Raw genomic sequence first — 25,855 nt, forward strand, 5'->3', positions numbered from 1 at the left:
GCGTTTTATCCCACGATGGTGGCAACCACCTCCCGTCCTTGCGCCCAGTCTCGGAATTCGCCCAGATAAATTCCCTGCCACCGCCCCAACGCCAGCCGACCGCCTGCGATGGGAACCGTCACGCCCGACCCGACGAGCGACGCCTTGGCATGAGCCGGCATATCGTCGTCCCCTTCGAGCGTATGCCGAAAATAGGGTTGTCGCTCCGGCACCAGCCGATCGAAGATCGCCTCCAAATCGACCCGGACATCCGGATCGGCATTCTCGTTGATCGTCAGGGCCGCCGACGTGTGGCGAATAAACAGATGCAGGAGCCCCGCTTCCGGCAACGCAGGCAGCGCGGCCATCACCTCGTCGGTAATCAGATGAAAGCCGCGCGGACGTGCGCGGAGGGTAAAAACCACTTGCTCGACCATATCGCACCTACCGTTCCAGCGGCTCGGCCCGGAAACCAGCCTCCGTCACGATACGCACAATGTCTGCCGCCGTCAAATCGCTCTCGACGGTCAACACCTTATCCGGCCCCGTCAAGTCCAACGACCACGCCCCCGTCGCCACTCCATTTTTCTCCAGCGCAGTGCCGATGGCAGCCGCGCACCCGCCGCATTTCGCATTGGTTTTGAATTTATGAATCGTCATTTTATGTAAATGTAAAAATTAATCTTCGGATTTTAGGGTAGAGTAGCCCCGGCTTTTCACGCAGCCCGTTTATTCCGAGAGGCAACGCAACTGAAAACCGAGGCCGCGGCTGCTCGCGTTGTTGGGACCAAGTGCCGTCGCGTGGAAAGCCAGGTTGACTCCATTGCTGCCTTCCGCCGATGAAGAATAGCAGTATCCGAGATAGCCTACACTGCCCAACGTGCCTGAGTGTGCGGGGCGATCGCCCGGGGCGGGGCCGTTCGACAGCCGAAAGTATTCCGATCCGTTTTAAAACCGGCTCCACTTGAGCCTCAAGCTGTTGAGCACCACCGACACCGAACTGAACGCCATCGCCGCACTCGCCAGCATCGGACTCAACAGGATTCCGTAAGCCGGATAGAGCACACCCGCCGCCAGCGGAATCCCGATCAGGTTGTAAATGAACGCCCAGAAGAGATTCTGCCGAATCGCCCGCACCGTCCGCCGGGACAAAAGCACTGCCTGCGGCAAACGCGCCAGGTCGGAACTCATCAAAGTCACCATCGCCACATCCATCGCAATATCCGTCCCGCGCCCCATCGCCACACTCACATCCGCCCGCGCCAGAGCCTGCGAATCGTTGATCCCGTCGCCTACCATCGCCACACGCCGTCCCCGCTCCTGCAACTCCCGCACGTATCGCTCCTTATCGTCCGGCAGCACCTCTGCCTGGAGATGCCCGATGCCCAGCTCCCGAACCACCGCCTCGGCCGTCTTCCGCCCGTCACCCGTCAGCATATGCACCTCGATCCCCATCCGCTCCAACTCCCGCACCGCCTCCGCCGAAGTCGGCTTCACCGGATCGGCGATCGCCGCCACGGCCAACAGTTCATTCCCCCGCCCATATCCGATCACGCTCTTTCCCGACGCCTGCCACGCCTCGATCTGCCGTCCCGCCTTTTCCGACACCTCCGCTCCATACTCCGCAGCCAGCGCCCGGCTTCCGACCCAATACGTTTCACCGTCCTCTCCCCGCACCGCAATCCCTTTCCCCGTCAGGCTGCGGAAATCGGTCACCTCCGCCGCCGCAATCCCAGCCTCCGAAAGCGCCGCCACCACAGCTGCCGCCAACGGATGCTCCGACCGCAGTTCCGCCCCCAGCAGAACTGCCTGCAACCGCCCGCGCGCAGCCTCCGGAGCCAGCCAGAGCCACTCCGTCACCGCCGGTCTCCCCTCGGTCAGCGTGCCCGTCTTGTCCAGCACCACCGTATCAATCCGGCACATATTCTCCAACGCAAACGCGTCCTTAATCAGGATTTGCCGTTCGGCCGCCCGTCCGATCCCCACCATCAACGCCGTCGGCGTCGCCAGCCCCAGTGCGCACGGACAGGCGATCACCAGCACCGATACCGCCGCCAACAGGGCATAAGTCAAATTCGCCCAGCCCCCGAAAGCGATCCACACCGCGAACGTCACGAGTGAGATACCGATGACCGTCGGCACGAAAATCGCGCTCACCCGATCCACCATCCGTTGCACCGGCGCCTTGCTTCCCTGCGCCAGCTGCACCATCTCCACAATCCGCGCCAGCACCGTCGCCGCACCCACCGCCCGCGCCTCCAAAACGAACGCGCCGCGCTGGTTAATCGTCCCCGTCCACACTCCATCGCCCGGATTTTTCGACACTGGCAGCGGCTCGCCGCTGATCATACTCTCATCCACATACGAAGCCCCCTCGACCACCAGTCCGTCCACCGGAATCCGGTCGCCCGGACGCACTGCGATCCGATCGCCCGGCCGGAGCTGCGCAATCGGCACCTCCCGTTCCGTCCCGTCCTCCCCGACGAGACGCGCCCTCTTCGGCTGCAAGCCCATCAACCCCCGAATAGCCGACGAGGTGCTCCCCTTGGCCCGCTCTTCGAGCAACTTGCCCACCGAGACGAAAGCCACGATCATCGCCGCCGCCTCGTAATAGACATGCGGTTCCAGCCCGTGAACCCGCCACACTTCCGGAAACAGCGTATTGAAGAGGCTAAATAGAAAGGCGATACCGGTGCTCAACGCCACCAGCGTATCCATATTGGCCTTTCCATGCCTAGCCTGCCGCCACCCCGTCGCATAGAATCCGCGCCCGAAGACGAAAAGCACCGGCACCGTCAGCCCCAGCTGCACCCACGGCGACCACGACGCATGCATCCACCCCATTCCCACGACCATCAACGGCACACACAACGCCCAGGCCCAAAGCGTCCGCCGCAGCAACGCCCGATAGTGCCTCCGCTGCTCCCGCTCCTGCGCCTCGACAGCATTTTCCTCGTCGATAATCAGGTCGTAACCGATCACCCGCACCGCCTCGCGCATCTGTTCGGGAGTGATCTCGGACGGATCGTATTCGACCCCCAAGGTACCGGCCGCAAAATTGACCGACGCCTCGCATATCCCCGGCAACGCCCTCACCGTGCTCTCCACGCTCGCCGCACAGACGGCGCAACTCATTTCCAAGACCGGAACGGTCTTCTTTACCCGATTTTTCATAATTTCGTCCAACGGAGCCCCACAAGGCCCCGATACAAAAATAATGGAAATCCTGCATAGTTTCGCCCCCGTCGTCACCCCGACGAGCCGAGTTCTGATCCTCGGCACGATGCCGGGCGTCGCATCGCTCGCCAAACAAGAGTATTACGGTTTTCCGCACAACGCCTTCTGGCGCATCATGGCCGCATTGGGCGGAGCGGACGGTGTGCCGGAATGCTATGCCGACAAATTAGCCCTGCTGCGCCGCACCGGAATCGCCCTGTGGGACGTGTGTCACAGTTGCCGCCGGGCGGGGAGTCTGGACAGCCACATCGTAGACGAGGCCCCGAACGACATACCGGCTCTGCTGACGGCCCACCCCTCGATTCGGGCCGTGGCCTTCAACGGCGGCCCTGCTTTCCGGCTCTTCAAGAAGCACATCGGTCTCGACACGATAGGCGAGGGGAGGGCCGTGCTGACCCTGCCGTCCACCAGCCCGGCCAACGCCTCGTGGTCGTATGAACGGAAGCTCGCCGCCTGGTCGGCCTTGCGCGAGTGGCTTTGAAAGACCGACACCGCCTGAAAACGAAAAATCCCGCGGACGACACTTTGATGATTATGTGTCCGCAGGATTTTTCTATCTGCACAAGAAAAAACGTCAATCGTAAGCGTTCGACTTCAGAATCCCCACCTCCCTCGGCGTCAGATAACGCCAGAAGCCTCTCCGCAGCCCCATCTTCGTCAGACCGGCGAAATAGACCCGATCCAGCTTCACCACCTCGTATCCCAGCGCGTCGAACATCCGCCGCACGATCCGGTTGCGCCCCGAATGGAGCTCCACCCCCACCTCGCGCATATTCCCCTCCACCCAGCTCACCTCGTCGGCCCGAATCGGCCCGTCCTCCAGCTCGATCCCGGCGGTCAATTTCTCGATATCCTCCTCGCTGCACGGCTTATCGAGAAAAACGTGATAGATCTTCTTTTTATTGTAGCTCGGATGGGTCAGCTCCTTGGTCAGATTGCCGTCGTTGGTCAACAACAGCACCCCCGTCGTATTCTTGTCCAGCCGCCCCACCGGATAGACCCGCTCCTTGCACTCGCCCTTCAACAGGTCGATCACCGTCCGATCCGCATGCGGATCGTCCACTGTCGTCACATACCCCTTCGGCTTATTCAGGATGATGTAGACCTTTTTCTCCCCCTTGAGCAACTCCCCGTTGAGCCGCACCTCGTCCTTTCCCGGCCGCACCTTCGAACCCAGCTGATCGACCCGCACCCCGTTCACCGTCACCTCGCCCGCCTCGATCAGTTGATCCGCCTCGCGCCGCGAACAGACGCCCGACATCGCGATAAACCGATTGAGCCGCATCTCCGCCGGCATCGCCTGCGCCGACTCCTCATACCGCCGCCTGCGTTCCCGCCCCTCGTCGGAGGAGCGCTTATCGGAATAGGCCTGCTTCTTGTTGTTATTGTTCTTGGAGTAGGGCTGCCGTTTATCCGAGTCATACGCCCGTTTCTTCCTCCCTTCCGGACGATCTTCCTCGCTCCGCGTCGCATCCCGCCGCGGGCCGAACTCTTTCTGTTTGAACTCCTTTTTCGGCCCCTTCTTCTTGAAGTCGTTCCGAAAATCCTTGAACACCGGCCCCTCCGTCCGTTCGTCTCCGCGTTCTTCTTCGGCCTCCTCCTCGCTGCGCAGCGCCTCCTCGCGCCGCGTCCGGAAGAAAGAACGACCGCTCCGGCCGTCGCGTCCGCCGAACGGACGCTTCTTATTCGTATGCTTTTGATCCATAATATACTTGCAAAACAGTGCTGAAAACGTTGCAAAGATACCCCTTATTCTCTAAATTTGTACGCATTTTCAACGAACCATGAAAAGATACGACTTCGACACCTGCATCGACCGCCGCGGCACCGCCTGCGAGAAATACGAAGACCTGATGACCATTTTCGGCACCGACCGGGTGATTCCGCTCTGGATCGCCGACATGGACTTCGCCACGGCCGACTTCATCGTCGAAGCGATGCACAAACGGATGCAACATCCGATTTTCGGCTACACTTTCCGTCCTCGTTGCTACCACGAAGCGATCTGCGGCTGGATGGCACGACGAGGCGAATGGCAGATCGACCCGTCGTGGATCGCCTTTTCGCCCGGCGTGGTGGCGGGGGTGACCTTCGCCATGCTCAGCTGCACCGAGCCGGGCGACGGCGTCGTCATTCAGCCGCCGGTCTACCACCCGTTCGCCAACACCATCCGGAACAACGGACGCAAGGTGCTGAACAACCCGCTGATTCAGGATCCGGAAGGAGAGGGCGGCTGCGGCGGCTACCGGATCGACTTCGAAGATCTGGACGCCAAGCTCTCGCAGGCGCGCGCGATGATTCTGTGCAACCCGCACAATCCGACCGGACGGGTCTTTACGAAAGGCGAACTCCTGAAAATCGGCGAGTTGTGCCGCAAACACGACGTCACGATCATTTCGGACGAAATCCACTGCGACTTCATCTTCCGGCCCCATCGGCACCTGCACATCGCTGCACTGAACGACGATCTGGCCAACCGAACGGTGACTCTGATCGCGCCGAGCAAGAGTTTCAACGTGGCCGGATTCTCCACAGCGGCAGCCGTGATTCCGAATGCCGAACGCCGCGCTGCCTATCAGGCCGAAGTGGACAAAATCCATATCGAAAACGGCAATATCTTCGGTGCTGTGGCCTTGCAGACCGCTTACGAGCAGGGCGACGAGTGGATGAACCAGTTGCTGGAGTACTTGCAGGGAAATGTCGATTTCGTCTATGAATTCATACAGAAGGAGCTACCGTCGGTGAAGTGCTACAAACCGGAATCGACCTTCCTGATGTGGCTCGACTTCCGCGCCTGGGGGATGACCCAGGAGGAGCTCAACCGTTTCCTCGTGGAAGAGGCGGGACTGGGCTTGGGTGACGGCTCTATTTACGGCGTCGAGGGAACCGGATTCGAACGGCTCAACATCGGCACACCGCGGTCGGTGCTCGAACGCGCCCTGAACCAGCTCGCCGAAGCAGTGCGGAAGCGGGGATTGTGACCCTCTTTTTCCGTGTGAACAGAACGACTAACCCAAATTTAACTTCATATGAAAAACAAAACAATCGCACTCTTTCTGACAGCAGCGTTCGTCGGAGGGGCCTCTCTGACGGCCGAGTCGGCCACGGCACGGGCACCGAAGGTGAAACACGTCATCCTGATCGGTACGGACGGCTTCAGCGCTGAGATACTGACCCAAAATCCCGGTGCGTTCCCCAACATAGAACGGATGATGAAAGCGGGCTCTTACACCACCGAAGCGCGGAGCGTACTGCCTTCGTCGAGCGCCATCAATTGGGCCACCCTGCTGATGGGGGCCGGCTCCGAAATGCACGGATTCACCGAGTGGGGGAGCAAGACCCCGGAGGTGGAACCGATCTGCACCACCAAATACGGGATGTTTCCGGGGATTTTCAGCGTCGTGCGCGACCAGCGGCCGGAGGCGGTGACCGGCGTGGTCTATTCGTGGGAAGGGATCGGCTATCTGTTTGAAAAAGAGGCCGTCGACTTTGTCCGGGCGACTCGCGACGACGATGACGAAGCAACCCAGCTCTTCTGCGACTTCGTGAAAGAGCAGCAACCGACTCTGGCCTTTATGTACATCAGCGAACCGGATCACACGGGACACACACGCGGATGGAGATCGCCGGAATACATCGCCTCCTGCCAAAAAGTCGACTCGCTGGTGGGCGTCATCTACGACTGCGTGCGGGAGAACATGGATATGAAGACGACCGCCGTCATCTTCACCTCCGACCACGGCGGAAAAGGAACGGGACACGGCGGCAAGACCATGAGCGAGATGCAGGTGCCCTATATCGTCATCGGGCCCAAGATTCCGGCCGGACAGAAAATCGACCGCATCGTGATGAAATACGACAACGCGCCGACCATTGCGGATCTGTTGCGGCTCGACGCACCGGAGGCCTGGTACGGGAAATCTATTCTGCGGTAGTTTACCCGCAACCTTCTGAACAGCAACAGGGAGCACGCTTTATCGTAAGCGTGCTCCCTGTTTTTTTGATCGCGCCTCCGCCGCACCTATTCCGTCTTCAACGCATCCACCGGGTTGGCCGTCGCCGCCCGCCAACTCTGAACCGTCACCGTAGCCAGCGTAATCGTCAGCACAATCAGCAGCGACACCGCGAAAACCCACCAGTAAACCGGCGTCCGGTAGGCAAACCCCTCCAGCCATCTCGTCACCCCGTACCACGCCAACGGCACCGCCACTACGAAGCAGATCAACACCAACCGCACGAACGACCGGTTGAACATCCCTAAAACCTCCGCCACCGTCGCCCCCAGTACCTTCCGCACCCCGATCTCCTTGCGCCGATACTGGGTTTCGAAGACCACCAGCCCGAAAACACCCACCAGCGAAATCACCACCGCCAACAACGAGAAAGTCGTAATCAGCGCCGTCGTCTTCCGCTCCTTCTGGTAGACACTGTTGAAGACCTCGTCGTAGAACTGCACCGACACCGGATACGTAGGATCGAACTCGGCCACCGTCCGGCGGATATGTTCCACCGCCCGCTCTACATCGCCGTTGATCCAGACGTAAGTCCACGGCAACGTCGAGACATAACGCGCCCTCAACGGCTCGACACTCAGACAGAAAGCTCCCGAACTGGTGAGTTGCAAAGGTTGATAATTGATGTCCGGCATGATTCCGACCACCTCGCCGTAGCCCCCGAGATCGAGTCCCGGTTCGATCACCGGATACATGCGCCGCGCGGCTTCGTTCATAATAAAGTGCATCCGATCGGAGGTCAGGTCATTCTCCTGAAAATCGCGCCCTTCGGTGACCGGAATCCGCATGACGTCCAGAAACTCGGGCGACACCGGCAGGTAGGCGAATCGGAGCGTCTCGCCACCCAGCTTCGTTTCGTTGGCCTGCGCCCCGCCCGTGCCGAACAGGAACTGCGAGAAAGCCACGTGCTCGATCTGCGGACTCTCCTTGAGGCGGTTCACCAGCCTCGTCCGGTTCTCCCGGGTGAGCGCCTCGTTCAGCTCGAGCACCGCCACCTGTTCAGTATTATATCCCGTATCGCGGGCACGGAGATAGCCGTTCTGGAGCTGCATGAAGAAAGCCGCGATAATCAGCCCCGTCGAGATCACATACTGCATTCCGACCAACACCGTCCGCAGGGCCCGCCCCCGCAACGAGAGTCCGAACGACCCTTTGAGCACCAGCGCCGGCGGAAACCGGGTGGCATAGAACGCCGGATAGAGTCCCGCCAGCAGCCCCACTCCAAGAGCCACTGCAAACGAGATCGCGACGATATTCGGTTCGGTTGCGAGGTTCAACTCGGCGTCGAAAAAGGCCGTAAAACCGGTCTGCCCAATCACATAGACCCAGAACAACGAAACCAGGAAAGCCAGCAACGCGATTCCCACCGCCTCACCGACCAGCACCGTGCGGAGCATCCCGACCGACGAACCGAACACCTTCTGCGTATTGATACTCTTGATCCGAAGCGGCACAAGCGACGTGGCGAAATTCACGAAATTCACCGCCGCGATGCCGATTACCAGCAGCGCGATAGTCAGCAGCACAGAGGTCGTGGCCCGACTCCCTTTCGGCACGGAGTCGTACTGCGTATCGGCTGCATAATGCAGGTCGGCCAGCGGATGGAGCCGCACGGCCTTGTAAGCCCGAATCCACCCCGGAATATCCGGCGAGTGGAGCACCTCGTTCAACAACTGCCGTTCGACCTCTTTCGGATCGCTCCCCTCCGCGAGGGTAACATACAACTGATAATTGAAGTGCCAGCCGTCCCACGGCCACCAGGCCAGCGGGTCGATCCCGTTGTAGACGACGTTCTGCACCAGCGTATTCCGCGGAAAATCGCGGTAGACGCCTCCGACGGTCATCAGCGTATCGTGGTTGCTGGTGAAGGTGATCGACCGTCCGACGGCCGACTCCGAGCCGAAGAACTTCCGCGCCATGCTCTCCGGAATCAGTACCTGTCCCGGTTCCTGCAACACCTCGCGCCGACCCTCGACCATGTCGAAGTCGAAAATCTCCGTAAAATCGGGATGGATCAGGTGCGCATCGACCCGATAGCCTTGTACCGCACCGTTGCGTTCGACCTTGGCCAGATTCCCGATCGTCCCATACTCCATCCGCAAGCCGATCGCCTCGATCTGCGGCAGCCGGTTTTCGATCAGTTCGGCCCATTTGCGCCCCACCAGCGCATTATAAGTGGTGCTGTCCTCGCTCACCTCGACCCGGTAAATCCGATCGCTCTTCGGGTGGAACCGGTCGAACGAGCGGTCGTAGCTCACCTGTATCAGAATGATCGTAAAGGCGGCAAAGGCCACGCTCAACCCCAGGATATTGAGGGTCGAGGCCAGCCGAAAGCGTCGCAAGACGGTCAGCAAATTTCGTAAAATCAACTTCATGGTCAATCAAGAATTTTATAGAGATACTCCGGGTTATGCCGAAACCATACCAAACTATTTATTTTGCTGATAAACAAATTGTTACAGAACACACACCGTCCGACTGTTGTCAAAAAATTAGACATCGACTGTCTAATTTTTTGACAATCACACCGATGAAAGCCATCCGGAAATGCAAAACCTCCGGACGTGAACTCTGCAAAGAGAGATTCACGCCCGGAGGCCTCGTTTCGAATGCAGTCGAAAAAGCGGTTAGAAAATCGGGTATTTCACAAACACCTCGATCGCCTGATATTCCGCCATCCCGAGCTTGTCATACAGCTGCGCCGTAGCCTGCGTCCGGTCTTCCGCCCTTTCCCAGAACTCGCGCTTGTCGTCCCCCGGGAACGGCACGATATCCTTCTGCGACAAGTGGCGATAAATCGCATGACGCTTCTTGATCACCTCGTCCGGACTCAGCGGCACCGCCATGTCCACCATATCCAAATCCCACTCCTGCCAAGCCCCGCGATAGAGCCACATCACACAATCCTTCAACCACGCATCCCCCGCCTCTTTGATCTGGTTCACCGCCGCCAGCACGATTTCGATACAAACGCGGTGCGTGCCGTGCGGATCCGACAGGTCGCCCGCCGCATAGATCTGATGCGGCTGGATCTTCCGCAACAGTGCCACCACAATGTCGATATCCGCCTGACTGATAGCCCCCTTCTTCACCGAACCGGTTTCGTAGAACGGCAGATTGAGGAAATGCACATTGGTATCGTCGTTCAAGCCGAAACTCCGGTCAGCCGCTCTGGCCTCGCCGCGCCGAATCGCCCCTTTGAACATTCTGAGCTCGAGCGGTTCCGGCTGTCCCTTCACCTTGCTCTGAATCAGCTGTTTGAAGTGTTCGTACTTGTCCTCGAACCCGCACTCGCGCGCTGTATCCAAAGTCTGGAGCACCACATCGTCGTGCACGGCGATATTCCCGGAAGTCTGGTAAGCGACATGCACGTCGTGCCCCTGATCCGCCAAGCGAATAAATGTCCCCCCCATCGAAATCACGTCGTCGTCCGGATGCGGGCTGAAGATCACCACCCGTTTCGGGAACGGGAACGACCGTGCCGGCCGCGTCGAGTCGTCGGCATTCGGCTTGCCGCCCGGCCACCCCGAGATGGTATGCTGCAAATCGTTGAAAACCTGAATATTGATCTTATCGTAGGTCAACCCCGTCTCTTCGATCAGCTGCCCGAGGCTGTTGTCGATATAGTCCTGATAGGTCACCTTCAGGATCGGTTTGTTGACCTTCTGGCAAAGCCACAAGACTGCTTTCCGGATAAACCGGTTCGTCCACACGCACGTCCCCACGAGCCACGGTGTCGCCACCCGCGTGAGTTGCGAAGCCGCGTCTTCGTCCAACACCACCTCGACATCCGTATGATTCTGCAAGTACGAAGCCGGCACAGCCGCATCCACAGCCCCCTCGATCACTTTGACAGCCACTTTCGATTTATCCTCGCCCCAACCGATCAGGATGATGCGTTTGGCCTGCATAATAGTGGCAATCCCGACCGTCAGCGCCCGCGTCGGCACATTCTCGATCCCGTAGAACGACGATGCCACCAGTTTGCGCGACGCATTGCTCAACGCCACGATCCGGGTGCGGGTATTCTGATAGGTTCCGGCCTCGTTCAGCGCCACCTGGCCCTGATCGCCCATCCCGAGCAGCAGGATATCGATCCCTCCCGCAGCGAGAATCTCCGCTTCGTAGGTTTTGCAATATTCGCTGACCCGTTCCGCCGGCACCGTTCCGTCCAGCATATGCACCTGTCCGGCCGGAATATCCACCTGGTTGATCAGCTCCTCGTACAACGAATAGGTATAGCTCTGCTGTTCGTTCGCCTGGATGGGATAGAATTCGAACTGGGTGAAAATCACGACATTCTTAAAGCTCAACCCCTCGTTTTTATGCCGCCGCACCAATTCCCGATAGACGCCGATGGGCGATTTCCCGGCAGTCAACGCCAGCACGCAGTTTTCTCCCGCCGCCGCTTTGGCCTGGATCGTGGCCGCGATTTCGTTCGCCACACGCACCGCTCCCTCTTCCGCCGTCGCCGCAATGTAGGTGGGAATGCGCTCGAACCGGGTGACGATCTCCATCGGTTCGGCCCCTGCTTTCAGTCCTCCTTCGGTCTTAAGCTTGTAATTGGTACTCATAACGGTTTTATTGTTTTGATGTTTCGTTGATAATCATTCCGAACGCTTCGCCCATGGTGAGGCCCGCCTCGCGCCACTGTTGCGGCACGATACTGGCCGCGCTCATCCCCGGCGTGGTGTTGACCTCGATAAAATAGGGCTCTCCCGTCCGTCGGTCGATAATGAAATCGACCCGCACGACCCCCCTGCATCCCAAAGTACGGTACGCCTCCGCCGTCGCAGTATTGAGTGCACGTACCACCTCCTCTGGCAATATCGCCGGCGTCACCTCGCGACACGCCCCTTCGTATTTGGCCTCGAAGTCGAAAAATTCTTTCTCCGAGATCAACTCCGTCACCGGCAGAATCCACTCCCGTCCGTCGATCACCATCATTCCGCAGCTCACCTCGCGCCCGTCGACGAACTGCTCCAAGAGCACCGCATCGCTCTCCGCGAAAGCCGCCTCGATAGCCGCTTCGATCGCCGCAGGATCGGCCGATTTGATTTTCGTCACCCCGAAACTGCTCCCGCTGGCATTCGGTTTGATGAAAAACGGCAACCCCAGCTCCTCTGCAATAGCATCCGCCTCCGGCAGCGGCTCGCCGCGCCGCAGCAAGATCTCCCGCGCCAGATTGATCCCCGGCCTCCCCCGCAAAGCCGCCTTGCAGAGCGACTTATTGAAAGTCAGCGCCGAAACCTCCGGCGTGCAAGTCGAGTAGGGGATTCCCATCAATTCGAAATACCCCTGCAAAATCCCGTTCTCGCCCGGCGTCCCATGAATCTCGATCAGCGCATAATCGAACTTTTTTTTGCCGCCCGCCCCCGGTTGTGCCGGATCGACGAAACTGAAGTCGTTCAAATCCACCGGCACCGTCGCCCCCTCCGAAGTCGCATCCACCGGATTCACCCGCCACACCCCCTTCCGCAGCACCACCACATAGGGTTCATAAACATCCCGGTTCAGGCAGCTCCACACCTGCGCTCCGCTCTTGTATGAAATCACATCCTCGGAAGAATCTCCCCCGACAATCACCGCAATAATCTTTTTTTCAGCCATTTTTTCGTGTTCCCGACAAAATTTCAGCCCTTCCGTCACCCGCCGACAACGGTATTGCACTCTACAAATTTATGGATTTTTTGCTTTATCTTTATCCAATAAATATCCAAAAACTCACCTCCTCATGAAAACTACTGTCACAGAGCTGTTTAAGATAGAACACCCCATCGTTTCGGGGGGTATGGTCTGGTGCAGCGGCTGGCGGCTCGCCTCGGCCGTATCGGCCTCCGGAGGGCTGGGACTGCTGGGGGCCGGCTCCATGCACCCCGAGACGCTGGCGGAACACATCGCCAAAACCCGGGCCGCATTGGCCGACAGCGGCCGACCGTTCGGCGTGAACGTCCCGCTGTTCTACCCCGAGATCGAACGGGTGATTCAACTGCTGATCGATGAACGCGTACCGATCGTCTTCACCTCGGGCGGCAACCCGGCACTCTACACCGGCCGCCTCAAAGAGGCGGGGATTACCGTGGCGCACGTGGTGGCCTCGGCCCGTTTCGCCCAAAAAGCAGAGGCGGCGGGGGTGGACGCCATCGTGGCCGAAGGGTTCGAGGCCGGCGGGCACAACGGACGGGAGGAGATTACGACCATGGCCCTGATTCCGCAGGTACGGGCGGCGACCGGACTGCCTCTGCTGGCCGCAGGCGGGATCGCGACCGGAGCTGGCATGCTGGCCGTCATGGCGTTGGGAGCCGACGGAGTGCAATTGGGCACGCGCTTTGCGCTGGCCGCGGAGTCGTCGGCCCACGAGGCTTTCAAACAGCTGTGCGTGACTATCGGAGAAGGAGATACGATGCTTGCGCTGAAGAAGTTAAGCCCGGTTCGGATGATTAAAAACGAATTTTACCGCCGTGTGGCCGAAGCCGAGGCGCGAGGGGCTTCGGCCGAAGAGTTGCGAGAGTTGCTGGGCGCAAAACGTTCGAAACGAGGCATTTTCGAAGGCGACCTGACGGAAGGAGAGCTGGAGATCGGACAAATCGCGTCATTGATTCGCGAGGTGGAGCCGGTGGCGGAGATCATGCGCCGCCTGGTGACGGAATTCGACGCCGCCGCAGAGCGGGTCAGCCGATGGAAAACCGATACGGGAAAGGCATAGAGCGATGAAAATCGACGAAATCGGAGAATTCGGACTGATCGGCCGCATCGCCGCCGCTTTTCGGCCGCTCATACCGACAGGGTGGGAGGGGATCGGCGACGACTGTGCCGTCATTCCGTGGAGCGACGACAGGTCGGTGGTCGTCACCACCGACCTGCTGATCGAGAATGTCCATTTCCTGCGCGACCGGATTTCGGCTTACGATTTGGGATACAAGGTCTTAGCCGTCAATCTGAGCGACATAGCAGCGATGGGGGCCACGCCGGCGGCCACCTTCCTGAGCCTCGGTCTGCCGGCCGACGGGGTCGGGGTAGAGTGGTGCGACCGTTTTTTTGAGGGCTACCGCTCTTTCGGCGTACCGCTCTTGGGAGGCGACACGACCGCTTCTCCGCAAGGTATCGTCGTCAACGTCACAGTACTCGGAATAGCGGAAAACGACCGGATCAAGCGGCGGAACGGGGCAGAGGCGGGCGACCTGATCGTCGTCACGGGGCCGCTGGGCGACTCGGCAGCCGGATTACAGGCCTTGCTGGCGGATTTGCCGACCACGCCGGAAATCGCCGCCCTGATCGAGGCCCACCACCGTCCGCGACCGCATCTGGCCGAAGGGGAGTGGCTGGGACGCGAAGCCGATGTGCACGCTCTGATGGATGTTTCGGACGGCGTGGCCTCGGATTTGGGACACATTCTGCGCGCATCGGGGGTCGGGGCGGAGATCGACACGGCGTCTCTCCCCGTCTCCGACCGATTGCGAAAAACGGCCACGGAGCAGGGGTGGAAGCCTTTGAAATTGGCTTTGACCGGCGGCGAAGACTACGTTTTGCTGGGGACGGTGGCTCCGGCGCGGTTCGAAGAGCTTCAGGCCCGGTTCACGGCCCGGTTCGGACGACCTTTGGCTGTGATCGGACGCTGCGTCGCCGGGCCGGCCGAAATCCGATACGACGGAAAACCGCTGGATTTCAGCGGATTCAAACACTTTTGACCATGAAACGCATATTGACCATAGCCGGTTCTGACAGCGGCGGCGGCGCAGGTATCCAGACCGACATCAAGACCATTTCGGCCTTGGGGGGCTACGCATCGAGCGTCCTGACGGCCGTGACGGCACAGAATACGAGGGGGGTAACGGATGTGGAGTTCCTCTCGCCGGATATCGTTGAGAAACAGTTGCGCGCCGTGCTGGACGACATCGGGACGGACGCGGTGAAGATCGGGATGCTGGGCACGAGAGAGGTGGTCGAGCGGGTTGCCAAGTTACTGGAAACGTACCGTCCGCCGATCATCGTGCTCGACCCGGTACTGGTCGCCACCTCGGGCGACGTGCTGACCGCCGGGAGCGCGACGGAGGCTATCGTACACCGCCTGATGCCGTTAGCCACGGTCATGACGCCCAATATTCCCGAGGCCCAACGACTAACGGGGCTCTCCATCGCCTCGCCGGACGACTACGAGACTGTTTGGGAACGATTTCGGGCGATGGGGGCTCAGGCCGTCCTGCTCAAAGGAGGTCACCTGACGGGCGACCGGCTCACCGATACGCTCTTTTCCACCGGCGATCCGACGGCGCATGCCTACACCCACGCCCGGATCGAGACGCGAAACACGCACGGCACGGGCTGTACCTTATCTTCTGCTCTGGCCGTTTATCTGGCCATGGGCCTACCCTTGGCCGAAGCGGCAGAAAAGGCGACAGACTTCATCCACGACGCGATCGTCGCCGCCCGCGACCGTTCGATCGGTTCGGGACACGGGCCGGTCGATCCGTTTTTCGTTTTCAATCGCTGACTCCGCCCGAAATTTACCGTATCTTTGCCCGGCAGGCCATGAAATTCGAGCGACTTTTCTCCAACCGGAACATCTTCATCTGCGCGACCCTGGTATTCGTCGCGTGGATCGTCTTTTTCGACCGGAACAACTACCTCGACAGCCGGCAGCTGGATCGAAAAATCCGGGAATTGGAACAGGAAAAGATATTCTACATCCACAAGATCGCGGAAGACAGCGCCGTGATCGCCGGGCTGAAAGACAGTGCGTTTCTGGAACGCTTCGCCCGGGAGAACTTCCTGATGCACCGCCCGGGCGAGGTGATCTACCTGATCGACGAAAAGTAACCGCGTTCCGGAAAAGGCGCAAAGCCTATTTTCGCACCCACCGCCCTCCGACCATCGTCCTCCGCAACGCGAAATCGTCATCGAATACGATGAGGTCGGCATCCATCCCCCGGCGAATCGCCCCCTTCCGTTCCGAAATTCCCATAATGCGGGCCGGTGTCTCAGCCGCCATCCGCACCGCCTCCGACAACGAACATCCGGCCTCCCGCACCATCGTGCGAATCAGCCGAATCCCCGTGGCAATACTCCCCGCAATGGCTGAACCGTCCGCCAGCTTGCAAACCCCCTCCTCGATCATCAGCCTCGAATCGCGTCGGCAAATCCCCTCCTTTTCCCCCTCCGAGCACGCCTCCGACATCGCATCCGTCACCAGAGCCACCCGCTCCGTCCCCTTGATCCGGCAAACGAGCTGCAAGATCGCCGGCGGCACATGGATCCCGTCGGCAATCACCTCGACCGTCATCCCTTCGGTCAGATAAATCCCCTCGACCGTCCCTTCGTACTTGTAGACCCCCTCCTTATGCACCGCCGTCATCGCGTTATAGAAGTGGGTGGCATGCGTGAATCCCGCCTCCCAAGCCCGTCTCACCGCCGGATAGTCGGCCGTCGTATGGGCCACCGAGACCACCACGCCCCGTTCCGACGCATACCGGCCGAACTCCAACGCCCCCGGCAGCTCCGGAGCCGCGCTCCAGCGTTTGATACACGTCGTCCCCTCCAACAGCTCGTGATATTCTTCCGGCTTCGGGGGATAGATGTGATCCGGATGCTGCGCCCCCTTCATCGCCGGATTCAGATAATTGCCCTCCAAGTGCAGCCCCAGGATACACGCCCCATCGCCAGCCGGTTCGGTCATCACCGCCTCGCACGTCCGAATCGCCCGCCGAAAAACCTCCACGGAATCAGCCGCAATCGTCGGGTAGAGCGCCGTCGTCCCCCGCAAGGCATGCGCCCGGGCGATCGCCCGGAAAGCCTCCGGCGTCGCCTCCGAAAAATCGTGCCCCGCCGCTCCGTGCACATGCATATCGATACACCCCGGAGCCACATAACACCCCTCCGCATCGAACACTTCGGCATCGGCCGGCAACTCGACATTCCGCTCCGTCACCTCAGCGATTTTACCCTCCGTAACGATGATTTGCCCCTGCGACAGAATCCCTCCCGGCGTCACCACCCGGCCGTTTACGATTTTCACCCAAGCATTAACCGACATTCTTGTATCTCCCTGTAAATGCAAACGATAACTGCAACGCTACTTCTCTTTTTTGAATAAACAACCCGCTCGCCGGTTTCATCTTTCAGGCAAAAAACGATGCCGTGAAATGCTTGATCGCCGAGATGATAAAACCAAGCACCACCGCATTGACCAAAACGAACGGAACGGCCTTCTTCTCCTCTCTGGCTATCATCACGACCATCGGAAGGGCCATCAGAACAGCCACAATGGGGCCGACCAACCAATGAGTTACGCCTATCTGCGGAAGCGTCGTGTTGAAAACGACGAATGTGACCACCACATACTGAAGAAAAGCAGACCAGCAATTGGCCCGGTTCATCTTTTTCAGAAACATGGGAAGCGCGTCTATCAAGCCGACGACCACTCCCACAAAGATAGTAAATACGATTGCCATAACTCTGTTTATTTGGATTGAGCTTTGTTACAATTTCGGGAATCCTCCCCCTCAAATTCTGTATCCCCTCAAAAATTCTTCGACCTCCATAGCCCGTTTCCCCGCCACCTGCAACCGGTCGACGTACAGCCACCCGTCTGCGCAGGCCACCCGCAACCAGTGTTTTCCATCGGATTCAAAATCAGCAGTCTTCGCCACCTCACCAGGCGCAAAAGATTCGCCATGCGCCGCCAGAATTTTAGCCGTTGTCCTCGGCGCCGACACCTCGCCCGACCCCGGAAAATCGCACCAAGCTCCCGGATAGGGACTCAACCCGCGCACCTTATCGTACAACGAGCGGGTAGAGTAGTCCCTCCACCGTTTCCCCTCGCCCACCAACCGGCAATCCTCCTTGAAAATCTTCGGCGCCGGTTTCAGTGCGCCCGCACCGGCTCCATCCGCAAGCTGCGCCTGTGCCCGAATCGTCCCCGCAGCCAACGCCTCCACCGTCTCCACCACCAATCCTGCCCCCAGCTCCATCAACCCGTCGTGCACCGTCCCCGCCGTATCGGTGTCCGAAATCGACAACTCCCTCTGCATCAGTATCGCCCCCGTATCGATCTCGTGATCCAACAAAAACGTGGTCACCCCGGTCTTTCGTTCCCCGTTCATCACCGCCCAATTGATCGGCGCCGCCCCCCTGTACTGCGGCAGCAGCGAAGCGTGGAGGTTGAATGTCCCGAGCCTCGGCATCGCCCAAATCACTTCCGGCAGCATCCGAAAAGCCACCACAATCGCCAGATCGGCCTCCAACGCCTCGAAAGCCGCGACAAACTCAGGGTCTTTCAGTTTCACCGGTTGCAGCAGCGGCACGCCCGGCAAAGCCTCTTCGGCATACCGTTTGACGGCAGACTGCTGCATTTTCAATCCCCGTCCCGCCGGCTTATCAGGCACCGTCACGACTCCGACGATGCGGTATCCTCCCTCGACCAACCGTCTGAGGGGTTCGACTGCAAAATCGGGCGTCCCCATGTAAACTATCCGTAACTGTTTCGCGTCCATTTATATATGTAGTGGAAATGTATCTCTCATCTCTCCGTTTATTCCGAGAGGCAACGCAACTGGAAACCGTTGGAACGATTAACCGGACTGATGTGTAGCCGTTGCATGTCGAAAAGCAAATAGATGCCATTTATGTCGTTAATGGAAGCAGACCAGCTGTTACCTTCGCGACCGACATTGCCCAGGTCCCCTAATCTCCCATTATTGCCTCCGTCGCGGAAGCCCGGGGCGGTGCTGCTCGGCCCCCGTTTATTCCGAGAGGCAACGCAACGGAAGACCGTAGGCGCGGCTGAAAGTAAAACTGGGATCGAGCAATGTTGGGCGAAATTCCATCCATACTCCATTAATCGCGTTCACCTGCGATGAAAGGCTGTAGCCGTAGCTGCCGACACTCATCAGTGCGCCCAACCCCCCGCTGGGTCCCGCGTCGCGGAAGCCCGGGGCACCCCACTAATCCCCCTTGGCAAACAACCCCAACGTGTGCCCCATAGCCCGTTCCTTCGTCTCCAGATAGTGCGCATTATGCGGATTCGGAGCGATCACGATCGGCACGTTTTCCACGATTTTCAGGCCATAACCCTCCAACCCCGCCCGCTTCTGCGGGTTGTTCGTCATCAGACGGATATTCCGCACCCCCAAATCATGCAGGATGCTCGCCCCGACCCCGTAATCCCGCTCATCCGCCTTGAACCCCAGCTGCAAATTGGCCTCCACCGTATCCAGCCCCTCGTCCTGCAACTTGTAAGCCTTGATTTTATTGAACAGACCGATTCCACGCCCCTCCTGATTCAAGTAGACGATCACTCCTCGCCCCGCCTGTTCGACCATCTCCATCGCCTTGTGCAGCTGCGCCCCGCAATCGCACCGACACGACCCCAAGATATCGCCCGTCGCACACGACGAGTGCATCCGCACCAGCACCGGCTCGTCCTCCGCCCATTCCCCCTTCACCAACGCCATGTGTTCCAGCCCGTTGCTCTTCTGCCGATAGGCCACGATCCGGAAATCGCCCCACTCGGTCGGCAACGTCGCCTCCGCCCCCCGTTCGATGATCGACTCCTCTTTCAAACGATACGCAATCAGGTCGGCGATCGAAATAATCTTCAACCCGTGCTTCTCCGCAAACTGCAACAGTTCCGGCAACCGCGCCATCGTCCCGTCCTCGTTCATGATCTCCATCAGCGCCCCCGCCGGATACAACCCCGCCAGCCGCGCCAAATCGACCGCCGCCTCCGTGTGCCCCGCCCGACGCAACACCCCTTTGTCCTGCGCATAGAGCGGATTGATATGCCCCGGCCGCCCGAAAGTGGCCGGCGTCGAAGCCGGATCGGCCAGCGCCCGGATCGTAGCCGCCCGATCCGCCGCCGAAACCCCCGTACTGCACCCTTCGAGCTTATCGATCGTCACCGTAAACGGCGTCCCGAGCACCGACGTATTGTCCGTCACCTGGTGCGGCAGGTCGAGCTCCGCGCAGCGCGACAGCGTGATCGGCGCACAAAGCACCCCCCGCGCCTCCTTGAGCATGAAATTGACCTGTTCGGGCGTAATTTTTTCCGCCGCGATAATCAAATCCCCTTCGTTCTCCCGATCCTCGTCGTCCACAACGATAACGAACTCGCCCCGACGAAAATCTTCGATCGCCTCCTCGATGGTATTGAGCCTCCTATTCATTCGATGTATGTTTTTGATTTTTAAATGCTTTGAAACGTTCCCACACCCGTCGTCCCCAGACGATCGCCGGCTCCAGCCGTTTTTTATAGGCATCCGGATTGAAAATCGCCGAGTCGTTCGTCGATTTATAGGTCAGGAAGATCGCGATCGGGAAGAGGATGAAACTCGACACCCAAATCCCCCAGAACGGCGACCACGCCCCGTCTTTCACAAACTTTTCGCCCGTAATCGTAATGATGTAGTAGACCACGAAGAAGATCACCGAGACCACGATCGGCATCCCGAGACCCCCTTTCCGGATGATCGCCCCCAGCGGCGCCCCGATCAGGAAAAAGATCATGATAGAGAAGGGTAGTGCGATCTTTCGTTGAAAATCGGCCTGCGCCCGATAGAGCAGCTGCGACGTATAACGCATGTATTCCGACTCGTAATCGCTATAGACGCGCGCCTCCTCGGCCCACGCCGACGCCTGCGTGAATACCGCGTTCCGTGCCTCGACGCTCATCGTGTCGAGCATCCCGGCCACCGAAACTTTCCGCAGCGGCAGCAGCGAATCGAGCTCCATCGAGGCCATATTCCGAAAGATGTGCGACTTGATGAGCCGATGCTCGAACAGGGTAACGATCGAATCCTGAGCCTGTTTCAGCGAGTCGATCATGTGCGAGAGCTGGTGCATGTTTTTGGTCTCGCTCTGGTTCGAGAACTCGCCCTCCGACCGTTCGAACGCAAAGCCCGACAACGGAATCAGCAGCTGCTGTTCATCGAACAGGTGATGACTCAATTCATTCTGTTCGAACCACTGGTAATCGCGGTTCTCTTCGTAAATCTGACCGTTATAGAGCAGCACCAGCAGGTATTTCTTGTCGTCCGAGATGCGGATATACCCCGAATCGGCCACGATCGTCTGCATGTTGCTGTACTTGGCATTGTCGTAGATCAGGATATCGGTCAGTTTGTTGGTCTCAGGGTCCTGATGGCCGATCCGGATGCTCCGATCCGGAATGCCGTTGAAGAAAATCCCGTCCTGGAACTTCATCTCCTGCCGCTGCTTGGAGATATCCCGCATCAACGAGATCATTTTCCGGAACGAATAAGGGGTCAGGTCGTTAATCACGAAGAAACTCCCGACGCAGACCACCGTCATCAGGATAATAAGGGGCTTCATGATCCGGGGCAGCGAAATCCCGGCCGCCTTCAGCGCCAGCAGTTCGTTGTTCTCGCCCAAATTCCCCATCGTCATGATCGATGCCAGCAGCGTCGCGAGCGGCAGCCCCATCGGCACAAGGGTCGCACTGGCGTAGAGCACCAGCTCGATAATCACCCCGGGGCCGAGCCCCTTTCCGACCAGCTCGTCGATGTGCATCCACAGATAGTGCATCAGGAGGATGAACATCACGATAAAAAACGTGAGCACCATAGGCCCCACGTAGGCTTTCAATACGAAACGATAAACTGTCTTCATGTAATGCTAACTTCCGGATCGAAGCCTTACGTCATATAAAGAGGTTATAAAATTTTGAATATCGCGGAGCACCTCGGGAGAGATGGTCTCTTCAATCGTGCCATATCGGGCGCGAGCCGTCGCATCGGAGGCATATTCAAATCCGGCCGGATTTGAATATCCTTTTCTCCATAAAGCACGAATGCCGGACAGTCGGTCGCAGCGATACTCCCGGCCGGCGAAAAGCCGATGAAGTATCCGATCCAAGGATTCGGTTCGCCGGCTATTTTCTTCAGATTTTCTTTCAAAGCGGCATGAACAGGGGTTGTTTCCCACCCAGCGCATATAGTCTCCACCCTGTCAAATGCCTCGCCGTCGCCCTTCTCCATTTTCAGGGCATAGACCTTCCGCAACGCCTCTGCATAGTCAGACACGACCCGTTCGGGCATATTTCCCTGCTCCAACGCAGTCGTGCTCTGGTCTATCAGGATACTGTCGCCCCGAACAGCCTGCGCCCCCAAGGCAATAATGAAATCGGGCCCGGCGCAAAGCACCGGATCGTTCTTGGCACCCAACATAAACGCAACCGTAGCCCCTTCGCTATACCCAAGGATACCGACATGTTTGAAATCTCCGATCCGACGCATATATTCCACCCCCGCCTTTGCGTCTTGCGCGAAATCCTCAGTCGTTGCATTTGTCCCGTCGCCGGTAGATTCACCGAAACCTCTGTCATCATACCGCAAAGAGGCGATACCGTTCCGCGCCAGATAATCCGCAATCACAGCAAACGGTTTATGCCCAAAAATCTCCTCATCCCGGTTTTGCAGTCCGCTCCCCGTCACCATCACCACAGCAGGCGTCTCAGCCGTGCAGCCTTCCGGCAGCGTGAGTGTTCCGGCAAGAACGACCTGATCCCGCAGATTGTTAAAGGTAACTTCTTCCGTACCGTAAGGGAACGGAGGCCGCGGCGTCTGCGGTCGGCCTGCCTCCGCTTTTCCCGCATACAATATAAGCTCCTCATCCATCGCCCCCTGCGTGCACCTTCCGACCCATTTGTCCCCTTCCCGATGTCCGACATACGACAAACCGATACGCCTCACCGACACCCGGATGGAATCCGCCGACAGGCAGTCAACCTCGCCGACTATCCCATAAACCCCCTGATCCGGCGAATCCAATGTTACCGAAGCTCTGCCGTCCGCATCGGTTTCGAGATGAAACACCAGTTTCAGCTCCACCTGCGGCGTCACCTTGAGCCGCCCCTGCCAGGAACCGACGATATGATTGTCGGCAGCCGCACCGGCCATTCCTGCGCCGAGCACGGCAAGTACCGCAATCCATATGTTTTTCATCCTCATCGGTTTATTCGTCAATTCCCTCCATGACGTACCTTCTCCCCCGTAGAATCGCGCCAAAGACCGAACAGACAATTAAAAGTACAAATTTATCATTTTTTCGGACAACCGATCGCCCGTTTCAACTTCTCGACCTGCGCATTCCAGAGCGTGCGGCAATCCTCCACCTCCGCCTCCTCCGCAAAATCGATGACCGTCAGCATCAAATCCCCCGTCAGCTCCTGGTGCGAGAGCCGGAATTCGAATTCATGGCCCTCCTCGTCCAGCCACTCGTACCTCACCGAGACATTCGGTTTCTGGCGCACCATCCGAGCCGTCTGAGTCGTTTTGTTCCAGAAAAATACATAACGCTCTCCCGTCACCTCGACCCGGTCTGCAAACCAGCTACTGAGTCCCAGCGGGGTAGTAATCGCCCGGTAGAGCGAACCGGGCGTACAGGAAAAAGGATATTCCAGGACAATTTTTTTCTTCATAACAGCAGGCATATAGAGGAGTCGATCGAGAAGGTTTTTCGCAAAATAGCGAATCTTTCCCTAAAAACCTATAACGTATCGTCGAATCTCCCCATTGCCCGGTTTCGGAAACATCCGCCTCCACGAGCGTCATTTTATCCGGTTGCGCACCACATGGAATCGTTCGGCCAACAAATCCAATTGCAGCGACAGGCTGGTTTGAGCCGCCACACCTAAATTATCCCCACCAATTATTTAACATAATATAAATAACAATCAAATAAAGAGACATCATTAAAACCATCTACCACCCAAGTTATTTAACATAACTACATGCAATTTTTTCGATTTAATCGGGGCGATAATCCTCCAGCGTACCATCCGCAAAAAAGATAATGACCCGCGCAATTTTTTTCGGAGCCTCTTTTTCCGAGTGCGATAAATCCTCCCGTGGTATATCCGCCCTAATTTCATAGTTTACATCTGTAATTCGATGTTTCGTTGGCTCTGTGTGTGTTATATTGCTATGGTTATCTGCATTTTGCTTGTCATTTACACCTGTAACCACACTCGCTTTCTCTTCGATTTTCTCTTGATTTACTTCTGTAATACTCCCTTTATTTACATCGGTAAACAAATCATTCTTGGGAGTATTTACGGATTTATACATTTCTCCCAGTCCATTGATCACCCAATCCGGATTCAACTCGGGAAAACGAAGCAGCATTCGGGAGATAAACTCAAAATTCGGCTTGTTTCTACCGGCTAATAAGTGTGATATGCTGGAGGGTTGCACCTCCATAATCTCCGCGAACTTTACAGCTGTAAGCCCCTCTAATTTGAGGAATTGAGCCAATCTTTCTTTCATATTCGTAACATTTAGCACATTTACAAAGATAATACTTCCTTGTAAACTCCCTTGAAACTCTCCTTGATTTATTTGCCACCCTCCACAACAAGGAAAAACTGAATGCACAAATTAGGTTTATATGAAATTCACAACACACTAAAATCCAGCGTACTAAATAAACTATATATTCTAGGAAAATGTCGTTAAGGTATTTTATCACCTGTATCAGCGAACAAACAAAGAACTAATACTCGAATTAAAAATACATAACAAGCTGAAAATCACATTTATTATATCAAAATAATGTAGGTTCATTCCTGCTGTGGGAAATACATTTACAACTCGTATTTCCACATCTGTAATCCCTTTTGAGGGTATAAAAACAAAAATGGCGAGCTCGTTTCGAGCTCGCCATGACTATGTGCACCAACAAAAAAAGCCTTAGCAAAAAGCTAAGGCTAAAACTAAACCCGTTCGCCTCTATGAGCGGCAAACGGAATTCACAATCCTCGGAAGTCTAAAACTGGATTTTCTCTTGAATCGCCTGAAACTCCTCCGGCGTCAGTTTCAATTTCGGTCGGCTGAAATCCAAATCGCCTCCCTCGTTGATCGGTACCAGGTGGATATGCGCATGCGGCACATCGAGTCCGATCACCGCCATTCCGATCCGCCGACACGGCATCACCTCCCGCAACCGAATCGCTACCCGCCCTGCAAAAGCCATCAACTCCTTCAATTCCTCCTCCGGCAAATCGAACAGATAGTCCACCTCCCGTTTCGGCACCACCAGCGTGTGTCCCTCCGCCAACGGATTGATGTCCAGAAAAGCATAATGCCGCTCATCCTCCGCCACCTTGAAACTCGGGATTTCTCCCCCGATGATCTTGCTGAAGATCGTAGACATGATTTATTTGGATTTAATTATGTTAAATCGACTGTTAGTACTCCTCGCATTTCGGTCTGAGCAATTCGCTCGCAATAATCATCGTCTTCAAATCCACCGCCACAAAACTTTCTTCCTCCCGCTGCAGCATCTCCAGCGTTTCTGCTCCCCCATTCAACTCATCGCCCCCATCCGCAAGCTCCGAAACCGCCATCGAAACAGACACCGGACGCGCCTCCGCTCTCGCCACCGCCTGTTTCAGCTCCTCCTGACGCTTCAACTCCCGTTGCTGCTCGACCTCCCACTGTCCAGCCTCTTCTTCAGGTCCTTCCGCCACCATCCTCCGCTCTACGCGCCGCTCCGGCTCGATCTCTGTTCTTTTCCGTTTGCTCTTTCCCCCCACCGCACTCCACGAGGCACCCACCAAAATAGCCACCGCCACCAGTACAATTTGGATGATTTCAATCGTATCCATAAAAATC

At 57.7% G+C, this 25,855-nt stretch carries 26 protein-coding genes; 7 read left to right on the plus strand and 19 right to left on the minus strand.

The window, feature by feature from the left end; genetic code table 11:
- Positions 1 to 5: 5 nt before the first annotated feature.
- The 4 genes from QZ302_RS00375 to QZ302_RS00390 all read right to left on the minus strand — a co-directional run bounded on the left by QZ302_RS00375 (position 6) and on the right by QZ302_RS00390 (position 3,153).
- Entirely contained in the window at positions 6 to 416 is a 411-nt protein-coding gene (locus tag QZ302_RS00375; RefSeq protein ID WP_294591249.1) for a secondary thiamine-phosphate synthase enzyme YjbQ, read from the minus strand.
- A gap of 7 nt (positions 417 to 423) precedes the next feature.
- Entirely contained in the window at positions 424 to 639 is a 216-nt protein-coding gene (locus QZ302_RS00380) for a heavy-metal-associated domain-containing protein (protein WP_294591251.1), read from the minus strand.
- Positions 640 to 708: 69 nt separating this feature from the next.
- Complete coding sequence (locus QZ302_RS00385) at positions 709 to 858, minus strand: hypothetical protein (protein WP_294591253.1); 150 nt, start codon at positions 856 to 858, stop codon at positions 709 to 711.
- A gap of 69 nt (positions 859 to 927) precedes the next feature.
- Positions 928 to 3,153 carry a heavy metal translocating P-type ATPase gene (locus QZ302_RS00390; RefSeq protein ID WP_294591255.1) on the minus strand — a complete coding sequence of 742 codons (2,226 nt, stop codon included), beginning with the start codon at positions 3,151 to 3,153 and terminating at the stop codon, positions 928 to 930.
- Positions 3,154 to 3,196: 43 nt separating this feature from the next.
- Here QZ302_RS00390 and QZ302_RS00395 point away from each other — a divergent pair, with 43 nt between their 5' ends.
- Positions 3,197 to 3,697 (plus strand): DNA-deoxyinosine glycosylase, encoded by a 501-nt coding sequence (locus QZ302_RS00395; protein WP_294591257.1) that lies wholly within the window; start codon positions 3,197 to 3,199, stop codon positions 3,695 to 3,697.
- A gap of 93 nt (positions 3,698 to 3,790) precedes the next feature.
- Here QZ302_RS00395 and QZ302_RS00400 read toward each other — a convergent pair whose 3' ends face one another.
- Entirely contained in the window at positions 3,791 to 4,921 is a 1,131-nt protein-coding gene (locus tag QZ302_RS00400; RefSeq protein ID WP_294591259.1) for a pseudouridine synthase, read from the minus strand.
- A 79-nt stretch (positions 4,922 to 5,000) separates the two neighbouring features.
- Here QZ302_RS00400 and QZ302_RS00405 point away from each other — a divergent pair, with 79 nt between their 5' ends.
- Together QZ302_RS00405 and QZ302_RS00410 are read left to right on the plus strand one after the other, a co-directional pair.
- Entirely contained in the window at positions 5,001 to 6,197 is a 1,197-nt protein-coding gene (locus QZ302_RS00405; protein ID WP_294591261.1) for a PatB family C-S lyase, read from the plus strand.
- 48 nt (positions 6,198 to 6,245) lie between these two features.
- Positions 6,246 to 7,151, plus strand: coding sequence for an alkaline phosphatase (locus QZ302_RS00410; protein ID WP_294591263.1), 906 nt, complete (start codon positions 6,246 to 6,248; stop codon positions 7,149 to 7,151).
- Positions 7,152 to 7,237: 86 nt separating this feature from the next.
- Here the strand turns inward: QZ302_RS00410 and QZ302_RS00415 are convergent, their stop codons facing one another.
- The 3 genes from QZ302_RS00415 to QZ302_RS00425 all read right to left on the minus strand — a co-directional run bounded on the left by QZ302_RS00415 (position 7,238) and on the right by QZ302_RS00425 (position 12,839).
- Complete coding sequence (locus QZ302_RS00415; protein ID WP_294591265.1) at positions 7,238 to 9,604, minus strand: ABC transporter permease; 2,367 nt, start codon at positions 9,602 to 9,604, stop codon at positions 7,238 to 7,240.
- A gap of 252 nt (positions 9,605 to 9,856) precedes the next feature.
- Positions 9,857 to 11,803: a 6-phosphogluconolactonase gene (locus QZ302_RS00420; protein WP_294591267.1), complete on the minus strand. Its 1,947-nt coding sequence runs from the start codon at positions 11,801 to 11,803 to the stop codon at positions 9,857 to 9,859.
- 7 nt (positions 11,804 to 11,810) lie between these two features.
- The gene (locus tag QZ302_RS00425; RefSeq protein ID WP_294591269.1) at positions 11,811 to 12,839 is read right to left on the minus strand and encodes an ATP-grasp domain-containing protein; all 1,029 of its coding nucleotides are present in this window, start codon (positions 12,837 to 12,839) and stop codon (positions 11,811 to 11,813) included.
- A gap of 124 nt (positions 12,840 to 12,963) precedes the next feature.
- Between QZ302_RS00425 and QZ302_RS00430 the strand changes: the two genes are divergently transcribed.
- From QZ302_RS00430 to QZ302_RS00445, 4 genes are read left to right on the plus strand one after another with little or no spacing between them, the layout of a single operon-like run.
- Entirely contained in the window at positions 12,964 to 13,935 is a 972-nt protein-coding gene (locus QZ302_RS00430) for a nitronate monooxygenase (protein ID WP_294591271.1), read from the plus strand.
- Between the two features lie 4 nt (positions 13,936 to 13,939).
- Positions 13,940 to 14,917 carry a thiamine-phosphate kinase gene (thiL, locus tag QZ302_RS00435; RefSeq protein ID WP_294591272.1) on the plus strand — a complete coding sequence of 326 codons (978 nt, stop codon included), beginning with the start codon at positions 13,940 to 13,942 and terminating at the stop codon, positions 14,915 to 14,917.
- A gap of 2 nt (positions 14,918 to 14,919) precedes the next feature.
- Positions 14,920 to 15,720 carry a bifunctional hydroxymethylpyrimidine kinase/phosphomethylpyrimidine kinase gene (gene thiD / locus QZ302_RS00440; protein ID WP_294591274.1) on the plus strand — a complete coding sequence of 267 codons (801 nt, stop codon included), beginning with the start codon at positions 14,920 to 14,922 and terminating at the stop codon, positions 15,718 to 15,720.
- A gap of 38 nt (positions 15,721 to 15,758) precedes the next feature.
- Positions 15,759 to 16,046: a septum formation initiator family protein gene (locus QZ302_RS00445; protein WP_294591276.1), complete on the plus strand. Its 288-nt coding sequence runs from the start codon at positions 15,759 to 15,761 to the stop codon at positions 16,044 to 16,046.
- A gap of 25 nt (positions 16,047 to 16,071) precedes the next feature.
- On the opposite strand, the gene nagA is transcribed toward QZ302_RS00445, so the two are convergent.
- From nagA to QZ302_RS00500, 11 genes are all read right to left on the minus strand, one after another.
- Positions 16,072 to 17,259 carry an N-acetylglucosamine-6-phosphate deacetylase gene (nagA, locus tag QZ302_RS00450; protein WP_294591278.1) on the minus strand — a complete coding sequence of 396 codons (1,188 nt, stop codon included), beginning with the start codon at positions 17,257 to 17,259 and terminating at the stop codon, positions 16,072 to 16,074.
- A gap of 85 nt (positions 17,260 to 17,344) precedes the next feature.
- Positions 17,345 to 17,617 carry a hypothetical protein gene (locus QZ302_RS00455; RefSeq protein ID WP_294591279.1) on the minus strand — a complete coding sequence of 91 codons (273 nt, stop codon included), beginning with the start codon at positions 17,615 to 17,617 and terminating at the stop codon, positions 17,345 to 17,347.
- A 111-nt stretch (positions 17,618 to 17,728) separates the two neighbouring features.
- Positions 17,729 to 18,718, minus strand: coding sequence for a methionyl-tRNA formyltransferase (fmt, locus tag QZ302_RS00460; protein WP_294591281.1), 990 nt, complete (start codon positions 18,716 to 18,718; stop codon positions 17,729 to 17,731).
- A gap of 249 nt (positions 18,719 to 18,967) precedes the next feature.
- Complete coding sequence (locus QZ302_RS00465) at positions 18,968 to 19,114, minus strand: hypothetical protein (protein ID WP_294591283.1); 147 nt, start codon at positions 19,112 to 19,114, stop codon at positions 18,968 to 18,970.
- A 54-nt stretch (positions 19,115 to 19,168) separates the two neighbouring features.
- The gene (locus QZ302_RS00470) at positions 19,169 to 20,389 is read right to left on the minus strand and encodes a bifunctional 3,4-dihydroxy-2-butanone-4-phosphate synthase/GTP cyclohydrolase II (protein ID WP_294591285.1); all 1,221 of its coding nucleotides are present in this window, start codon (positions 20,387 to 20,389) and stop codon (positions 19,169 to 19,171) included.
- Entirely contained in the window at positions 20,382 to 21,851 is a 1,470-nt protein-coding gene (locus QZ302_RS00475; protein WP_294591287.1) for an LptF/LptG family permease, read from the minus strand. Before QZ302_RS00475 ends, QZ302_RS00470 begins: the two co-directional genes overlap by 8 nt.
- Positions 21,852 to 21,895: 44 nt before the next feature.
- Positions 21,896 to 23,185, minus strand: a complete 1,290-nt coding sequence (locus QZ302_RS00480) for an alpha/beta fold hydrolase (protein WP_294591289.1) — start codon at positions 23,183 to 23,185, stop codon at positions 21,896 to 21,898.
- A gap of 95 nt (positions 23,186 to 23,280) precedes the next feature.
- Positions 23,281 to 23,661, minus strand: coding sequence for an START-like domain-containing protein (locus QZ302_RS00485; RefSeq protein ID WP_294591291.1), 381 nt, complete (start codon positions 23,659 to 23,661; stop codon positions 23,281 to 23,283).
- Positions 23,662 to 23,989: 328 nt separating this feature from the next.
- A complete protein-coding gene (locus QZ302_RS00490) occupies positions 23,990 to 24,508 on the minus strand; it encodes a helix-turn-helix domain-containing protein (protein ID WP_294591293.1) in 519 nt (172 codons plus the stop codon).
- A gap of 499 nt (positions 24,509 to 25,007) precedes the next feature.
- Positions 25,008 to 25,394 (minus strand): HIT family protein, encoded by a 387-nt coding sequence (locus QZ302_RS00495; protein ID WP_294591295.1) that lies wholly within the window; start codon positions 25,392 to 25,394, stop codon positions 25,008 to 25,010.
- Positions 25,395 to 25,428: 34 nt separating this feature from the next.
- Positions 25,429 to 25,848 carry a hypothetical protein gene (locus QZ302_RS00500; RefSeq protein ID WP_294591297.1) on the minus strand — a complete coding sequence of 140 codons (420 nt, stop codon included), beginning with the start codon at positions 25,846 to 25,848 and terminating at the stop codon, positions 25,429 to 25,431.
- Positions 25,849 to 25,855 lie beyond the last annotated feature (7 nt).

Origin of the sequence: uncultured Rikenella sp. (genome assembly GCF_910579375.1) — a bacterium.
Lineage (GTDB): Bacteria > Bacteroidota > Bacteroidia > Bacteroidales > Rikenellaceae > Rikenella.

Excerpts from the sequence above, each read along its gene's own strand:
- QZ302_RS00465 (WP_294591283.1), bottom strand. The coding sequence starts at position 19,114 with ATGAGTGTCGGCAGCTACGGCTACAGCCTTTCATCGCAGGTGAACGCG.
- QZ302_RS00425 (WP_294591269.1), bottom strand. The coding sequence starts at position 12,839 with ATGGCTGAAAAAAAGATTATTGCGGTGATTGTCGGGGGAGATTCTTCC.
- QZ302_RS00455 (WP_294591279.1), bottom strand. The coding sequence starts at position 17,617 with ATGTTTCTGAAAAAGATGAACCGGGCCAATTGCTGGTCTGCTTTTCTT.
- QZ302_RS00390 (WP_294591255.1), bottom strand. The coding sequence starts at position 3,153 with ATGAAAAATCGGGTAAAGAAGACCGTTCCGGTCTTGGAAATGAGTTGC.
- thiD (WP_294591274.1), top strand. The coding sequence starts at position 14,920 with ATGAAACGCATATTGACCATAGCCGGTTCTGACAGCGGCGGCGGCGCA.
- QZ302_RS00430 (WP_294591271.1), top strand. The coding sequence starts at position 12,964 with ATGAAAACTACTGTCACAGAGCTGTTTAAGATAGAACACCCCATCGTT.
- QZ302_RS00495 (WP_294591295.1), bottom strand. The coding sequence starts at position 25,394 with ATGTCTACGATCTTCAGCAAGATCATCGGGGGAGAAATCCCGAGTTTC.
- QZ302_RS00415 (WP_294591265.1), bottom strand. The coding sequence starts at position 9,604 with ATGAAGTTGATTTTACGAAATTTGCTGACCGTCTTGCGACGCTTTCGG.
- QZ302_RS00395 (WP_294591257.1), top strand. The coding sequence starts at position 3,197 with ATGGAAATCCTGCATAGTTTCGCCCCCGTCGTCACCCCGACGAGCCGA.
- thiL (WP_294591272.1), top strand. The coding sequence starts at position 13,940 with ATGAAAATCGACGAAATCGGAGAATTCGGACTGATCGGCCGCATCGCC.
- QZ302_RS00500 (WP_294591297.1), bottom strand. The coding sequence starts at position 25,848 with ATGGATACGATTGAAATCATCCAAATTGTACTGGTGGCGGTGGCTATT.
- QZ302_RS00475 (WP_294591287.1), bottom strand. The coding sequence starts at position 21,851 with ATGAAGACAGTTTATCGTTTCGTATTGAAAGCCTACGTGGGGCCTATG.
- QZ302_RS00490 (WP_294591293.1), bottom strand. The coding sequence starts at position 24,508 with ATGAAAGAAAGATTGGCTCAATTCCTCAAATTAGAGGGGCTTACAGCT.
- nagA (WP_294591278.1), bottom strand. The coding sequence starts at position 17,259 with ATGTCGGTTAATGCTTGGGTGAAAATCGTAAACGGCCGGGTGGTGACG.
- QZ302_RS00375 (WP_294591249.1), bottom strand. The coding sequence starts at position 416 with ATGGTCGAGCAAGTGGTTTTTACCCTCCGCGCACGTCCGCGCGGCTTT.
- QZ302_RS00470 (WP_294591285.1), bottom strand. The coding sequence starts at position 20,389 with ATGAATAGGAGGCTCAATACCATCGAGGAGGCGATCGAAGATTTTCGT.
- QZ302_RS00485 (WP_294591291.1), bottom strand. The coding sequence starts at position 23,661 with ATGAAGAAAAAAATTGTCCTGGAATATCCTTTTTCCTGTACGCCCGGT.
- QZ302_RS00380 (WP_294591251.1), bottom strand. The coding sequence starts at position 639 with ATGACGATTCATAAATTCAAAACCAATGCGAAATGCGGCGGGTGCGCG.
- QZ302_RS00400 (WP_294591259.1), bottom strand. The coding sequence starts at position 4,921 with ATGGATCAAAAGCATACGAATAAGAAGCGTCCGTTCGGCGGACGCGAC.
- QZ302_RS00405 (WP_294591261.1), top strand. The coding sequence starts at position 5,001 with ATGAAAAGATACGACTTCGACACCTGCATCGACCGCCGCGGCACCGCC.
- QZ302_RS00445 (WP_294591276.1), top strand. The coding sequence starts at position 15,759 with ATGAAATTCGAGCGACTTTTCTCCAACCGGAACATCTTCATCTGCGCG.
- fmt (WP_294591281.1), bottom strand. The coding sequence starts at position 18,718 with ATGGACGCGAAACAGTTACGGATAGTTTACATGGGGACGCCCGATTTT.
- QZ302_RS00410 (WP_294591263.1), top strand. The coding sequence starts at position 6,246 with ATGAAAAACAAAACAATCGCACTCTTTCTGACAGCAGCGTTCGTCGGA.
- QZ302_RS00420 (WP_294591267.1), bottom strand. The coding sequence starts at position 11,803 with ATGAGTACCAATTACAAGCTTAAGACCGAAGGAGGACTGAAAGCAGGG.
- QZ302_RS00480 (WP_294591289.1), bottom strand. The coding sequence starts at position 23,185 with ATGAAAAACATATGGATTGCGGTACTTGCCGTGCTCGGCGCAGGAATG.